This is a genomic window from Ruegeria sp. AB5 (genome assembly GCF_056542645.1).
This window is the reverse complement of the sequence record NZ_JBQGAE010000001.1, coordinates 934,768-948,613: the sequence shown is the minus strand read 5'-3', so window position 1 is coordinate 948,613 and position 13,846 is coordinate 934,768. Positions and strand designations below refer to the sequence as shown.

Sequence of the window (13,846 nt, the reverse complement as noted above, 5' to 3'; positions counted from 1 at the left end):
CTCTTGTTGCGGCGACCAGTTCATGGTTTGAAACCGCCAGAACATGACCCGGAGACCGCCATGGATGACCAAGCCCTGAACCGCATTGCCGACGCGCTGGACCGGATGGCGCCGGCACCTCTGGCCGCACCGGATTTCAATGCGGCCCCGGCCTTTGTCTGGCATGTCGAACCGGACCGGTTGGAGCCCGTGGACCAGGTCAATCGCGTTGATCTGGACCTACTGGTGGGTATCAACCGCTCGCGCGATACATTGCTGGACAACACGCGCCGCTTTGCAGCTGGCTACAAGGCCAATAACGCGTTGCTTTGGGGTGCGCGCGGGATGGGGAAGTCCAGCCTTGTCAAGGCGGTTCATGGGACCCTTCAGGTGGACCACCCAGATCTGAAGCTGGTCGAGTTGCAGCGCGAAGATATGGGGTCCGTCGCGCGCCTGCTGAACCATCTGCGCGCGGCACCTCACCGGTTTATCCTGTTCTGCGATGACCTGTCCTTTAGCCATGACGATCAGCACTACAAATCGCTCAAGGCCGTATTGGATGGGGGCATAGAGGGTCGACCGGAAAACGTGGTCTTTTACGCCACTTCAAACCGCCGCCATCTGATGCCACGGGACATGATCGAAAACGAACGGTCCAGCGCGATCAACCCGTCCGAGGCCGTCGAGGAAAAGGTCTCGCTCTCCGACCGATTCGGCCTGTGGCTGGGGTTTCATCCCTGCGATCAGGACGAATACCTTGCCATGATCGACCGCTACTGCGCCGCGTATGGCGTGTCGGTCGACCCCGAAACACTACGCGCCGACGCCATCGAATGGCAGGCGACCCGGGGCGCGCGTTCAGGTCGTGTCGCGTGGCAATTCTTCGTCGATCTGGCCGGGCGCACCGGCGTGCATATCGCCTGATCCCGGCTTCATCTGGCCAAAAATATCCCCGCCGGAGGCATGGCCCAAAGGGCCATTAACCTATAGCAGCGCCAAAATCCGAGCCGCCTCGTCAGTCGTGCTGGCCAACGCGTCCCGGTCTTCACCGGGATGGAACCTCGCCCGCACGGCTGTTGGCATCGGCGCCGGTTCTACAATGGACACTCGGGGACCGGTCCGTTCCGTCTCGACCTGCCAGCTATGCGCCAAGGCCATCTGGGCGGCCTTCGTGGCCCCGTAGATGCCATAAAACTTTTCTCCGGCTTTGGGGTCATCAAAGAACACCGCATGACCGGTTTGACCCAACAGCGGCGTTACATATGGAATCAGGACCGAAGTGGCCGTGGCGTTGGTGTTCATCGCCTTTGCCCACTCTTTCGGGTCCACAAAATGCGCCGGTGTCAGGGCCGATGTGTGGATGGCCGTGTGCAGCCACAGATCCACCTTGCCCCATCGGTCGTGAATACCTCGGCACAGGGTCGCCATGGCGTTGGGATCAGCGATGTCCATCGGGGCGAGGGTGGCCGACCCGCCCTTGGCTTTGATGCGGTCGTCCAGTTCTTCCAGCCCGCCAGTGGTGCGGGCGACGGCGACGATGTGAAACTCGGGGGCCAGCGCCTCGGCCAAGGCCGCGCCCAATCCGCGTGAAGCCCCGGTGACAAGGGCGATTTTGGTCTGATCGGTCATGGCAGCGGTTTGAACGCCCGCACGCGGGGCGTCAAGATGGGATCAACTGCCCGGAATGGCGATCCGGCGTGTCTGGCCGCTTTGTCGCAGCATGATGCCATGTTCATCAATCGCCATGACTGTGCCCGAGGCCACGCGGCTGCCCGGTTTGACCTCCTTCACCCGACCCGAGGACAGGCGCATCAAGGCGCGCAGGTCTGCCTTGGGCCCGAAGATACCCAGAACCGAAACCGAATTCTTCTTCAACGCGCCCCGTTGAGTGGCCGCGCCTTTGACAGTGGTGTTTGACATGTCCCGCGGTCCGAACGCAGCCCGGACCCCTTGTATGAGTGAGTGGTAGCAGCGCGTTGGATAGCAAACGGAGTGGCGGAGTGAAAGACCACCACCGCCGTGTCAGATCACCGCGCCATGACCAGATCCAAAGCCCTTGCAAAGGCGTCCACTTCGCCGATGAGTTGCAGGCTTTGGGCACAGATTCTCTTGTGCAGTTCCGCGCGCGAGGCGGTTTAACCCACCGTCGCGCAGGCCGTCCGATTCGCCGTTGGCGATCTCAGCCCGAGGCCAGCTTGGCCGCGTTCCACGATCCGCCGACAACCTGCATGTCTTCGCGTTTCTTGCTGACGCGGCTGCTGTTTTCAAGGCCGTCGAGATAGTCGTCACTGACGCTGCCGGTGATGTAGTCGCCATTGAAACACGAACAGTCGAATGCCTCGATCTCGGGGTTGCCTTCCTTGGCTGCCCAGATCAGATCATCGAGATGCTGGTAGAACAGGGCATCGGCGCCCAGTTCCTCGCGGATTTCCTCGATGTTTTTGCCGTTGGCAATCAACTCGGCCTTGGTGGGCATGTCGATACCATAGACATTGGGATACTTGACCGGTGGAGAAGCGCTGGCGACATAGACCTTGTTTGCGCCCGCCTCGCGGCACATTTGCACGATCTTCTTGATCGTGTTGCCGCGCACGATCGAGTCGTCGATCAGCAGCACATTGTGGTCCTTGAACTCCAGCGGGATCGCATTCAGCTTGCGGCGCACGGATTTTTGCCGCTCCTCCTGACCGGGCATGATGAACGTCCGGCCGACATAGCGATTCTTTACCAGTCCTTCACGATAGGGGATGCCCGTGATCTTCGCGGCCTCAAGCGCCACCGGACGGGCACTGTCGGGGACGGGTATGATCCGGTCAATCTCGAACCCTGAATCCTGTATCTGTTTGGCCAGCGTCTGCCCCATGCGCATCTGGGTTTTGTAAACGGACACGCCATCCAGCAGAGAGTCTGGGCGAGCCAGATAGACATATTCAAAGATACACGGGGTCAGCTTGCCCTCGACCGCCTGTAATTCGTGCATGTTGCCGTCCAGGTCAATCAGGATGGCCTCACCCGGGCGCAGGTCGCGCATCTTGTCAAAACCGTTGATGCCGAACGCCACATCTTCAGATGCAAAGGCGTAGTCATTCCCGCCGCCGTCGGTTTCGCGAATCGCGACCGAAAGCGGGCGAATGCCAAAAGGATCGCGGAAGGCCAACATACCCACGCCTGCGACCAGACAGATGACCGAGTACGCGCCCTGAACCCGCTCCATGGTCATCTTGACGCCTGCAAAGATGTTGCGGATGGGTTCGGCATTGCCGTTGACTTTGATGGCATCGGCCACCTTGTCGGCCAAAACGTTCAGCAAAATCTCGGAATCCGAGGTGGTGCGTAGATGGCGGCTATACTTGCCGGTGACCTTCTCACGCTGCTCGGCGGTGTTGGTTATGTTGCCATTATGGACCAGATAGATCCCGTAGGGTGCATTGACGAAGAAGGGTTGCGCCTCGGACGCGCTCAACGACCCTGCGGTCGGGTAACGCACATGACCCATCCCGATCTTGCCCAGCAGTGTCTCGGCATCCGTGGCGTTGAAGACATCCTTGACAAGGCCATTGGCCTTTTTCTCGCGGAAGATCTCGCCGTTATACGTGACGATGCCCGAGGCGTCCTGACCCCGGTGCTGCAGCATCAGCAGCCCGTCATAGATTTCCGCAAAGACATCATGTGTCCGGCTTGCGATCCCCAAAATCCCACACATGTACGGGCTCCAATTTCTATGACGTTTTGACCAGAGGGTGGACCAGCGATCGAGAACGGTAGGGCCGGGAGGCCTGTGCCAGATATATGTGCAGTTGTGTTTCGCAAGCCAGAAGGCCGTTCATCCATGCGGTGAACGCAGATGAAAACACAAAGAACAAGACCGGCAGCTCCGATTCCGTGGCGGGTTGGCCCCCACATAATGCCTATTGGCGCGCCTGTCATCAAAGGATCACAATTACGTCCCGCCGCAATTCCGATTTGTGCTGTCTCGATCAGAAATCAAGCCTGATGACATGTGATTTCATTTGTGCTGACATGGCGAAAAACCGGATCAAAAACCCGCAGGTTCTGCGGGTAAGGGGGGCGTAATGTGGCAAAACAGGCCGCCGCTGAAAAAGGAAGAGACACCCAAGCGGCGCTGCCATCGGTGCCGGGGACTGGGTCGCGCGCCGTGTCAAATCTGCAATGGGACCGGTCAGGTCATCAAAAGTCGGGACATTCACGGCAAGCCGATCTTCAGCGGGTGCGACGGGTGTTTCGGGTTGAAAACGATCCGATGCACCGCCTGCGGCGGCGAAGGGTTCCTCTGACAAGCAAAAAGCCCGGGCAATGCCGGGCTTAGGGTCTGCTGAGGTGTCCGGATCAGTTGCCTGTGGTGTCCGCAGCAGGCGCCGATCCGTTCGAGGTGCAGCTGGCCACCAGCTCTTCGTATTGGGCCGTCACCCAGCCCAGAGCTGCTTCGGGATTTTGTTCCTCGATCTGCGTGCTGAACTGTTCAAATACTTTGGCCGAGCGGCTTTCGTCCACGATGGTATAGGACTGGCCGGTCATGACGGTGTCGTAGACAAAGAATGCGATGGCGACCAGCAGGATGCCCCGCGCAATGCCAAAGAAGAAGCCAAGCGCCTGATCCAGACCGCCCAGGGCCGAGCGCTGGACCAGCGACGAAAACAGCGGCGTGAAGATGCTGACAATGATCAGCGCAATTGCAAACACGGCGGCAAAGCCGGTGATCACCGACAATTCGCAGCTGTCGCGCAGGAAATCCCCGACAACCGGGATTTCCTTGACCAATGGCACGGCCTGCGGCGCAAAGATGAACGCGAGGACCGCTGCAGCGACCCAGCCTGCAATGGCCAGAACCTCGCGCATGAAACCGCGCGAATAGGCCAGCAGCCCTGACAGCACGATGATCAGGGCGACAACCCCGTCAATTATTGTAAAACCTTCCATGGCCCTCGCCTGTTCTTTTACTGCCCTTTGGGGCGGGACCTTAACCTGCTCCGAAGGTTTCGCCAACAAACCCAACCAAATCAGAGGGTCGGGTGAGTGTCAGACCTGCCACAGTACCGGTTTTGCCGCCCGCCGGGGCGATTGCCGACGTGAAACCAAGTTTTTGTGCTTCTTTCAACCTGTTTTCGGTCTGTGGGGCCGGTCTAAGTGCCCCGGATAGCGAGATTTCTCCAAAAACAACCGTGTCTGCGGGCAGGGCCGTGTCTTCGCGGGCGCTGAGCAGCGCTGCTGCAACGGCCAGATCTGCGGCCGGCTCGCTGACCTTCAACCCTCCGGCGACGTTCAGGTAGACGTCGAGGCCAGCAAAAGGAATGCCGCAGCGCGCTTCGAGCACCGCCAGGATCATGGCGAGTCGCCCGCTGTCCCATCCGACCACCGTGCGGCGGGGCTGAGAATGGGGCGACGGGGCCACAAGTGCCTGAAACTCCACCAGGACTGGCCGGGTGCCTTCGATCCCGGCAAACACAGCCGATCCGGGGCTGGGCGTGCCGCGTTCCGACAGGAACAGGGCCGACGGGTTGGTGACCTGCGCCAGACCTTTACCGGTCATTTCGAACACGCCGATTTCGTCCGCCGGGCCAAAACGATTCTTGACGGCACGCAGGATGCGGAACTGATGGCCGCGCTCGCCTTCGAAATACAGCACGGTGTCGACCATGTGTTCGACCACGCGGGGCCCGGCGATCTGGCCCTCTTTGGTGACATGTCCGACCATGACAATCGACACACCGTGTCGTTTCGCAAATGTGGTCAATTCATGTGCGGCAGCCCGGACTTGTGACACCGAACCCGGCGCGCTGTCGACATTGTCGGCCCACATGGTCTGAATCGAGTCGATGATCGCGAGGCCCGGTTTTTCGGCCTCAAGCGTGGTGAGAATGTCGCGCAGGTTGGTTTCGGCCGCCAACTGGACAGGGGCGTCCTCAAGCCCCAGACGGCGTGCGCGCATGCGGACCTGGGCGCTGGCTTCTTCGCCGGAGACGTAGATCGTTTTGACGCCGGCACGTGCAAATCGGGCGGCGGCTTGCAGCAGCAGCGTGGATTTTCCAATTCCGGGATCTCCGCCTACCAAAAGAGCCGAGGCCGGGACGAGGCCGCCGCCCAGCACACGGTCCAACTCGTCCACCCCGCTGAGTGTTCGGGGCGGGGGTGTCTCTTCGGTCGACAAGTCCGTAAGCGCGATGGACTGGCCCCGCTTGCCGCCGAGGGATTTCTTGGCCGGGCCAGCCGAAAGCGGTACGTCCTGAGCGATCGTGTTCCATTCGCCGCAGGCGTCGCAGCGCCCTGACCATCGCGTATGTGTCGCGCCACAGGCTGAGCAGGAGAAAGAAGGTGTCTTTGCCATGTGGCCTTTGGTGCCCGAGGATGGGCGGTTCTTCAAGCCCTTGCGGGCTTTCCTCTCCGCCGATGGCGCGCTGCGGGCTCAGGCCCGATGGGCCATCCCCCGCAGCGGGCGCTGACACGCCTATTCTGCCGCCCGCGGAGGAGACATTGCGATGACGCTGGACTTGCTTGGATCGCTGCCATCTGGGGGCGTTTGCAACTGCGCGGATAGTTCGGGCAAAAGATCGAACAATTCATCGCGCAGGCGGGTCAGTTGGGATTTGACGATGGATTCTTCGATCTCGATATCGCGGGTCCATTGGCCCAGTTCGTGCAGGATGGTCTGCGCATCCTCGATCCGTTGCTGAAACAGCTCGACCTCTTCCTGTCTTTGCTTCAGGAAGGTTCGCGCCCGTTCAACACGGGCCTCGCCATAGGTCTCGGCCAGTTCCTGGCTGATCTGGCTCATCTGCGCGGCGGTTTCCAGCACCTCGGGTTCGAGCGCTTGAAGATCGGGGTGATCGCGCAGAAAGGCCATGCGTTCCTTGACCGCGTCGAATTCAGAAGCCAGCGCAAATGCGCCGCTGCGATCGGCAGCATGAGCGATCTGATAGGCGTCCACAATGTCGTGCATGTTGAGCGAAAACTTCCGGTGGGTATTCTCCAACGCCATCATGCGCGCACTTGAGGGCAGGTAGAAAGCGAGCATCAGAATCAGGCAGGTCAGTCCGATCTGCACAAACACACCGGCATCGATGACGCCGGTCTGGCCAAACCCGGCCTGTAGCGACAGCCAAGGCAAAACACCCAGCGCCGAGAGCGAGGTGGTCACAACTGCGCACAGCGCAGCGGCGCAGATCATGAAAAAGGTCAGTCTTAGAAATGCAGTCTGAAATTGCATTGTAATGTTGTAAAGGGTGGGCATGTCCGTCCATCTCCTTCTCAAACCGATACAGATCGGGCCGAAGCGGAGGAAAACATTAAACACGCAAGGTGATCCGCTGCGGACCCGTAAACGACAAAAATTTTGCTGCTCGAATATTAAGATGATACTCAGATTAATGTTTTCAATCAATTAGGTCTGAGGATTTCGTGATCTGGATGTCATTTCCGTAATGTGACCCAGCGCGAGTGAAGCCAGAATGCAGGCTGTGAACAGGTAGAGACCCCAGGCCGTTTCGATTGTGGCGTATGAGATGCCCTTGGCCAGCGTGATGTAGAGCGCGATCAGAAAGATGTCTGCCATGGCGAGCTTGCCGAGGATGTTGAGCGCAGGCTGCACGCGAGGGTCCAGCAGGTTCCATTGGATCAGCGCGGTGCCGATGGTTTTGATGTAGGGGGCGAAGAGGGCGAAGACGGTGACGACCAGCGCGAGGAAGATGTCGGATTTCCACAGGGATTGGAGTCCGGTGATGACGCTGATTTCGGATAGGCCGAAGATCGGAAGCAGGCCTGCGCGCATCAGCGGGGCGAACCATGCGATGGGGTAGAGGATCAGGAGCGAGAGGGTGGCGAGGCGGAGGGTCATTTATCCGGTTGTCAAAAAAAACACGTGCAGTGTCTTCTATTGTCTGAGTTGACGAGTGTTCTAGTTACGTGGGCGTTTGAAGCGATGGAACCAGGTTATTACTTTGGTCGCATCTTGGTAACTTAATAAGTTCATAATACCTCCTAGCTTCTAGCACCTGAAAAAATGCGCAGACAAAAATCGCGAGAAGGATTCCGGTAGGGATCAACTCGAACTCTCTGGGTCGCCACCGAGTTTTGAATGCGCCGATCAACCAAATTGAGACAAGGAAAACGTAGAGAACGATCAGAGCCAAACCAAAAAAAATGCTGTAATACCTTACAAAGTCTTCGCTCGCTTCAGAAATCAGAGGTAGAAACAACCGAGTAAGCGCCAAGGTCACCAGTAAACAAAAGGAACCGAGCCCGACATCAACTGCTCGCATAGTGAAACCAAGCCTTCGCTTGATCAAAAGCGACATAAATATTGCGAATGGCAGCAACAGAACCAGAACGAATGTTGCGAAGCCTAAGCTTGAGTTCTGAGATCGATATAGTTCGGCAACATCAACACAGCTTTGTTCCATGCTCACCGCACCGCCTCAATCGGCCCTTCTGCGCTCCCGCTGATGAACTGATCCAGATACGGATCGCCCGAGGCATCCATCTGATCCACCGGCCCCGTCCATTGGATCACCCCGTCATGCAGCATCGCTACGTTGTCGGCAATCGCGCGGACAGAGCTCATGTCGTGGGTGATGGTCATGGCGGTTGCGCCCATCTCTGTCACGATTTCGCGGATCAGGTCGTTGATGACGCCGGACATGATGGGGTCCAGCCCGGTGGTGGGCTCGTCGAAAAAGATGATCTCGGGCTCGGCGGCGATGGCGCGGGCAAGGCCGACGCGCTTCTGCATTCCGCCTGACAGCTCGGACGGGTACAAATCAGCCACCTTGGCGCGCAGGCCGACGCGGCGGAGTTTGTCGATGGCAATCTCGCGCGCGTAGTCGGCTGGACGTTTCAGAGGACCGCGCAACAGGCGGAAGGCGACGTTTTGCCAGATGGGCAGAGAATCAAACAGCGCCGCACCCTGAAACAGCATCCCGAACCGGGCCAAAAAGGCATCCCGGTCGCCCTTGCTGGCGTCCTTGCCGTCGACATAGATCATACCGCTGTCGGGCTTGATCAGGCCGAGGATACATTTCAGCGCAACCGATTTGCCGGTGCCCGAGCCACCGATGATCACCATTGAGGTGCCCTTGGGAATCTCGAGGGTCATGCCTTGCAGCACGTGGTTGTCGTCAAAGGCCTTATGTACGTTCTCCATCCGGATCATAGCGAGAAGAACACTCCTGTCAGAACGAAGTTGGCGGCGAGGATCAGTACGGCTGCGGCCTCGACTGAGCCTTTGGTGGCACGGCCTACACCCTGTGCGCCCCGGCCCGAGTTCATGCCGTAGTAGCAGCCCATGATCGCGGCGATCAGGCCGAAGGCGGCCCCTTTGACAAGCGACGAGACGATGTCCCGGGTTTCCAGGAAGTTGACCGTGTTTTGCAGATAGGCTGCGGGGTTGAAGCCCAGATTCTGGGTGGCGACCACATATCCACCTGCAATGCCGATAACGTCACCGATGCCGACCAGGATCGGAACGGTGATCAGCGCGGCCAGCACGCGCGGGGCGGTCAGGTATTTCATCGGGTGCGTGGACAGCGTGACCAGCGCGTCGATCTGTTCCGTCACTTTCATCGTGGCGATCTCGGCCGCGATGGAAGAGGTCACGCGGGCGGCGATCATCAGGCCGACCAGAACTGGCCCAAGCTCGCGCACCATACCGATGGCGACGATCTGAGGCACCACGGCCTCGGCATTGAAGCGTGCGCCGCCGGCGTAGATCTGCAGCGCCAGCGCGCCACCGGTGAAGATGGCGGTCAGACCGACCACGGGCAGCGACAGCCAGCCGATATTTAGCAGGGCCAACGCGATTTCACGCGGGTAGAATGGCGGGCGCAGGATATGGGACAGGGCGTCCAGCGCAAACAAGCCCACGCGCCCGAACGCGGCGAGCATCGTCAGGACTGCGCGACCCAATCCACCCAACGGGGACAAAAGGCTCATTCCACGTATCCCCGCGAATAGCGGTTTCCGAGTGACGTCAGAATTTCATAGCCGATGGTGCCAGCCGCCTCGGCCAGATCATCGACGGTTTGATGCCCGTTGAGGATCCGCAGTTTTTCGGGCTCATGGCCCAGATCGGTCACGTCCACGGTGATCAGATCCATAGAAATACGGCCGACGACCGGGCAGGGCTGATCGCCCGCAAAGGCATCGATGCCGCCGCCAATGGCGCGATGCAGCCCGTCGGCATACCCCGCCGTGACGGTCGCGATTTTCGAAGGTCGCCGCGCGGTCCAACTGTTGCCATATCCCACCGTTTCCCCAACCGCCACGTGCCGGACCTGAACAACCGGCAGATCTATGGTGACAACAGGCTTTGCCTCGGCAAAGGGCAAACCACCGTAAAGCCCGATACCGGGGCGGCAGAAGTCAAAGTGGAATTCGGATCCCAGCAATGTTCCGCCCGTGGCGGCCAGGGATCTCGGGGCTGTCATGCCATCCGTCATATCCCGAAACGCTTTGAGCTGCTGGCGGTTCATCGGATGTTCGGGCTCGTCCGAACAGGCCAGATGAGACATCACAACCGCCGGGTTCAGGGCCTCGACCTTCGGGCGCAGTTCGGCCCAATCGGCGGGCTCCAGACCCAGACGGTTCATGCCGGTGTCCAGCTGAATGCCAAAGCCATGTTCGGGCAGGGCCTGTTGGTGGCGGTGAAATTGTTCGCCCGAGTTGATCAAGGGGACCAGGTTGTGATCCCGCAGCAACTCGGTGTCACCTTCCATGTGTCCGGAAAACACCGCGATCATCGGGCCGGGCCCGACGGCCTTGCGTATGGCCACGCCTTCTTCGGCGACGGCCACAAAGAATTTGCGGACCCCTTCGTCCGCCAGGGCCCAGGCGACGGGTTCGGCCCCAAGACCATAGGCGTCAGCTTTGACAACGGCGCCGGTTTCGACATCCGTTTTTGCGTCGAGCGCCCGCCAGTTGCTGGCGAGCGCCTGAAGATTGATCGTCAAACGTGCGGTACTCATGACCCTGTTCATGACACTGGATCGTGGCAGGTCAAGAGGGGATCGAACAAATCTTGGCGGGAAATCCTGCGACATAAGCGGCTTGCGGCCAGATGGGCCTAAAATAGCGAAAAAACGCAGGATTTTGCTACCAGGTCGGACGTTTACCGGTCCCGTCCCGATTGTGCTGGCGTTTGCGCCAAAGACGCTGGGTGCATCGGATCGTTCATCTCTTGGTCAACCGGTCGGGTCCAGAGGGACGTTGGAGAACCGATGATCCAGCAGGGGTTTGTCGTTGCTGAGATGCCGGGCGACCAGCTTGCGCTGGTGTTTTCCGCTGGGAATGTAACAGGCCGGTGCCGGTTGAAGGTCGTTGGGTTTTGCAAGCTCGGGGAAGAGCATCAACACCTCTGCTCGGGCGTCTGAGGCCATGTTCTCCAGCGCTTGCGGGCCTGCAAACAGGCTTTCACTGGGGGCGCCTTCGGCAAACAGCACGACGTGCCGGTCAAACACGAGATGGTGATAGGTGACCTCGGGTACGTCTGTGTCCACGAAAACCCCCGGCATCCGGGTCAGTCGGATGGCCGAAACCAGAACGGTTTGGGTGCCGAACATGCGCTGCGCGATCACGGACCGAACCAGCATCCTATGCTGGCGCGAAATCAAAAGATCGCGCATGGGCAGGGACTGTCCAAGCGCCCCGGCGACGATCCGGACGGGGCGCAACTGTGGTGATTTGATCAGCTCGGTCCGATGCAGCCTGCGCGACAGGATCAGCCGCAAGGGTTCGCAAGTGCCGTCTTGGGTAACGATCTGGTCTCCGGGTACCAGTCTCTCGACCGGAACATGTCCCTGTGCGGTAAGGATCAGGCTTCCGGACGTAAAACAGGGGGCTCCGGGACTTGGATTCGGGTCCTGGACAAAGGTGATCCCATCGGTCGAACTCAGCGACGACGTGTCGTCGGTTCCGTTGCTTCCGATCTGCGTCGAAGTCTGCCCGCTGGCCGCCCCCTGCGTTGCGGTGACTTCGGCATCAAAGGAGACAAAGCTAAGTACCGTTCCATCGTCATCCAGCGAGACCGCACCCGATCTGTTGATCCGCGCGGAAACCACATAGTAGTCGAATCCGCTGACCGTGTTCACTGGCGCGGTGTCGACCGCGGTCGAACTGCGCAGGGTCCCGTTCGGGTTGTAGACTTGGACAGTCAGGTCCGAGACGTCTGTTCCCGCTGGGACCCGAATTTCGATGAAATCCCCATCCGGCGCAAAGTTTGGCCCGTTCCGATAGCGTATTTCCGAGATGATTGCTGACAATCTTCAACGCCTTGGCATGAAACAGACAAATCGTGCTTCGGTTGAAGCAGGCTAACACGGGCGGGCAGACAATTCAAAATCGCCTGGTTTGCAGGATGTCTTGATCAGTATCCCTCGATTTCGCCAGTCTGTTGCCAGGGCTTGACCAGATTGCCAAAGCGAGTGAACTGCGCCTCGAACGACAGCTCGACCGTGCCGATGGGGCCGTGGCGCTGCTTGCCGACGATGACCTCGGCTTTGCCATGCAGGTGTTCCATCGCCTGCTTCCACTCTTCCATCTTCTCCAGCTCGTGATCGCCGGGCTTTTCGCGTTCTTTGTAGTATTCCTCGCGGAACACGAACATCACCACGTCCGCATCCTGTTCGATCGAGCCCGATTCCCGCAGGTCGGACAGTTGTGGCCGTTTGTCGTCACGGTTTTCGACCTGGCGGGACAGCTGAGACAGGGCGATGACCGGGATGTTCAATTCCTTGGCAATGGCTTTCATGCCCATCGAAATTTCAGCGATTTCGTTGACGCGATTTTCGGCCATTCCCCGGCACAGCTGCAGATAGTCGATGACCAGAAGGTCCAGACCGTGGGTCCGCTTCAACCGCCGCGCGCGCGCCGCGAGCTGCGAGATCGGTAGAGCGGGCGTGTCATCGATGAAAAGGGGACAGGCTTCAAGTTCCTTGGCGGCGTCCACGAAACGGCGGAACTCGGCTTCGGTCATGTCACCTTGACGGATCTTGTGGCTGGAAATCTCTGACGCTTCGGCCAGAACCCGGCCTGCAAGCTGTTCTGCGCTCATCTCCAAGGAGAAGAACCCGACGACGCCACCGTCAATCGCACCCTCTGAACCATCGGGCTTGGTGCCGCGCTTGTACGCTTTGGCCACGTTGAAAGCCACGTTGGTCGCCAGCGAGGTCTTCCCCATCGATGGACGACCCGCCAGGATGATCAGGTCGGACGGGTGCAACCCGCCCAGTTGTTTATCGAGGTCGGCCAGACCGGTGGAAATTCCTGCCATGCCGCCACCACGTTGGTAGGCCTCGTTGGTGACGTTGACGGCTTCTGTGACCGCCTTCAGGAAGGATTGGAATCCCTGTTCGGTCTGGCCCTGCTCGGAAAGCTGATAGAGTTGTTGCTCGGCCTCGACGATCTGTTCTTTTGGTTCGCTCGACACATCGACCCGTGCCGCCTTGTCCGAGATATCCCGGCCCAGCCGGATCAACTCGCGCCGGATGGCGAGGTCATAGATCATCTGGGCATAATCATGCACCGCAAAGGCACTGATCGAGGCACCGGCCAGTTTCACAAGATAGGCCGGACCGCCCAGTTCCTTCAGGCCCTCATCCTCGGCCATGAAGGATTTCAAGGTGACGGGTGAGGCAAGCGCATTCTTGGCGATACGGGTCGAGGCGACCTCGTAAATCCGCGCATGGACCGGATCATAGAAATGCTCGCCTCCGATGATCGAGGCAACCCGGTCATAGAGGTCATTGTTGGTCAGGATCGCGCCCAGAAGCTGCTGCTCGGCCTCGATAGAGTGCGGCATGGTTTCCGGATTTTGAATCTGCGCCGCCGCCTGTTCGATACTGCTGATCTCGTTCATCTTGTC

Annotated in this window: 13 protein-coding genes; 1 reads left to right on the top strand and 12 read right to left on the bottom strand. The window is 59.4% G+C overall.

The features are described 5' to 3' along the window. Window positions 1-60: 60 nt before the first annotated feature. Window positions 61-903 carry an ATP-binding protein gene (locus tag ACR0L4_RS04765; protein WP_480510958.1) on the top strand — a complete coding sequence of 281 codons (843 nt, stop codon included), beginning with the start codon at window positions 61-63 and terminating at the stop codon, window positions 901-903. A gap of 60 nt (window positions 904-963) precedes the next feature. Here the strand turns inward: ACR0L4_RS04765 and ACR0L4_RS04760 are convergent, their stop codons facing one another. The 12 genes from ACR0L4_RS04760 to ACR0L4_RS04705 form a co-directional block, all read right to left on the bottom strand. Further along, complete coding sequence (locus tag ACR0L4_RS04760) at window positions 964-1,608, bottom strand: SDR family NAD(P)-dependent oxidoreductase (protein ID WP_480510956.1); 645 nt, start codon at window positions 1,606-1,608, stop codon at window positions 964-966. A 42-nt stretch (window positions 1,609-1,650) separates the two neighbouring features. Beyond that, the gene (locus tag ACR0L4_RS04755) at window positions 1,651-1,899 is read right to left on the bottom strand and encodes a hypothetical protein (RefSeq protein ID WP_170749125.1); all 249 of its coding nucleotides are present in this window, start codon (window positions 1,897-1,899) and stop codon (window positions 1,651-1,653) included. 259 nt (window positions 1,900-2,158) lie between these two features. Next, window positions 2,159-3,682, bottom strand: a complete 1,524-nt coding sequence (gene purF, locus ACR0L4_RS04750; RefSeq protein ID WP_480510953.1) for an amidophosphoribosyltransferase — start codon at window positions 3,680-3,682, stop codon at window positions 2,159-2,161. 644 nt (window positions 3,683-4,326) lie between these two features. Continuing rightward, a complete protein-coding gene (locus ACR0L4_RS04745; protein ID WP_170749123.1) occupies window positions 4,327-4,917 on the bottom strand; it encodes a CvpA family protein in 591 nt (196 codons plus the stop codon). A gap of 40 nt (window positions 4,918-4,957) precedes the next feature. After that, window positions 4,958-6,322, bottom strand: coding sequence for a DNA repair protein RadA (radA, locus tag ACR0L4_RS04740; RefSeq protein WP_480510951.1), 1,365 nt, complete (start codon window positions 6,320-6,322; stop codon window positions 4,958-4,960). A gap of 120 nt (window positions 6,323-6,442) precedes the next feature. Next, window positions 6,443-7,225 (bottom strand): kinetochore Spc7 family protein, encoded by a 783-nt coding sequence (locus ACR0L4_RS04735; protein WP_480510949.1) that lies wholly within the window; start codon window positions 7,223-7,225, stop codon window positions 6,443-6,445. Window positions 7,226-7,375: 150 nt separating this feature from the next. Beyond that, on the bottom strand, window positions 7,376-7,828 hold the full coding sequence (locus ACR0L4_RS04730) for a paraquat-inducible protein A (RefSeq protein WP_480510947.1): 453 nt from the start codon (window positions 7,826-7,828) through the stop codon (window positions 7,376-7,378). A gap of 567 nt (window positions 7,829-8,395) precedes the next feature. Beyond that, window positions 8,396-9,142: an ABC transporter ATP-binding protein gene (locus tag ACR0L4_RS04725; protein ID WP_480510945.1), complete on the bottom strand. Its 747-nt coding sequence runs from the start codon at window positions 9,140-9,142 to the stop codon at window positions 8,396-8,398. Continuing rightward, window positions 9,139-9,921 carry an MlaE family ABC transporter permease gene (locus ACR0L4_RS04720; RefSeq protein WP_170749118.1) on the bottom strand — a complete coding sequence of 261 codons (783 nt, stop codon included), beginning with the start codon at window positions 9,919-9,921 and terminating at the stop codon, window positions 9,139-9,141. The genes ACR0L4_RS04725 and ACR0L4_RS04720 overlap by 4 nt, the downstream gene beginning before the upstream one ends. Next, window positions 9,918-10,952 carry an alanine racemase gene (alr, locus tag ACR0L4_RS04715; RefSeq protein ID WP_480510942.1) on the bottom strand — a complete coding sequence of 345 codons (1,035 nt, stop codon included), beginning with the start codon at window positions 10,950-10,952 and terminating at the stop codon, window positions 9,918-9,920. Before alr ends, ACR0L4_RS04720 begins: the two co-directional genes overlap by 4 nt. A 216-nt stretch (window positions 10,953-11,168) precedes the next feature. Continuing rightward, window positions 11,169-12,245 (bottom strand): Hint domain-containing protein, encoded by a 1,077-nt coding sequence (locus ACR0L4_RS04710; protein WP_480510940.1) that lies wholly within the window; start codon window positions 12,243-12,245, stop codon window positions 11,169-11,171. 104 nt (window positions 12,246-12,349) lie between these two features. Then, complete coding sequence (locus ACR0L4_RS04705; protein ID WP_480510938.1) at window positions 12,350-13,840, bottom strand: replicative DNA helicase; 1,491 nt, start codon at window positions 13,838-13,840, stop codon at window positions 12,350-12,352. Between the last annotated feature and the right edge of the window lie 6 nt (window positions 13,841-13,846).

Bases quoted from the DNA above. Each gene is read 5' to 3' on its own strand.
- alr (WP_480510942.1), bottom strand. From the start codon at position 10,952: ATGAGTACCGCACGTTTGACGATCAATCTTCAGGCGCTCGCCAGCAAC.
- ACR0L4_RS04720 (WP_170749118.1), bottom strand. From the start codon at position 9,921: ATGAGCCTTTTGTCCCCGTTGGGTGGATTGGGTCGCGCAGTCCTGACG.
- ACR0L4_RS04735 (WP_480510949.1), bottom strand. From the start codon at position 7,225: ATGCCCACCCTTTACAACATTACAATGCAATTTCAGACTGCATTTCTA.
- purF (WP_480510953.1), bottom strand. From the start codon at position 3,682: ATGTGTGGGATTTTGGGGATCGCAAGCCGGACACATGATGTCTTTGCG.
- ACR0L4_RS04765 (WP_480510958.1), top strand. From the start codon at position 61: ATGGATGACCAAGCCCTGAACCGCATTGCCGACGCGCTGGACCGGATG.
- ACR0L4_RS04745 (WP_170749123.1), bottom strand. From the start codon at position 4,917: ATGGAAGGTTTTACAATAATTGACGGGGTTGTCGCCCTGATCATCGTG.
- ACR0L4_RS04725 (WP_480510945.1), bottom strand. From the start codon at position 9,142: ATGATCCGGATGGAGAACGTACATAAGGCCTTTGACGACAACCACGTG.
- ACR0L4_RS04755 (WP_170749125.1), bottom strand. From the start codon at position 1,899: ATGTCAAACACCACTGTCAAAGGCGCGGCCACTCAACGGGGCGCGTTG.
- ACR0L4_RS04730 (WP_480510947.1), bottom strand. From the start codon at position 7,828: ATGACCCTCCGCCTCGCCACCCTCTCGCTCCTGATCCTCTACCCCATC.
- ACR0L4_RS04705 (WP_480510938.1), bottom strand. From the start codon at position 13,840: ATGAACGAGATCAGCAGTATCGAACAGGCGGCGGCGCAGATTCAAAAT.
- radA (WP_480510951.1), bottom strand. From the start codon at position 6,322: ATGGCAAAGACACCTTCTTTCTCCTGCTCAGCCTGTGGCGCGACACAT.
- ACR0L4_RS04760 (WP_480510956.1), bottom strand. From the start codon at position 1,608: ATGACCGATCAGACCAAAATCGCCCTTGTCACCGGGGCTTCACGCGGA.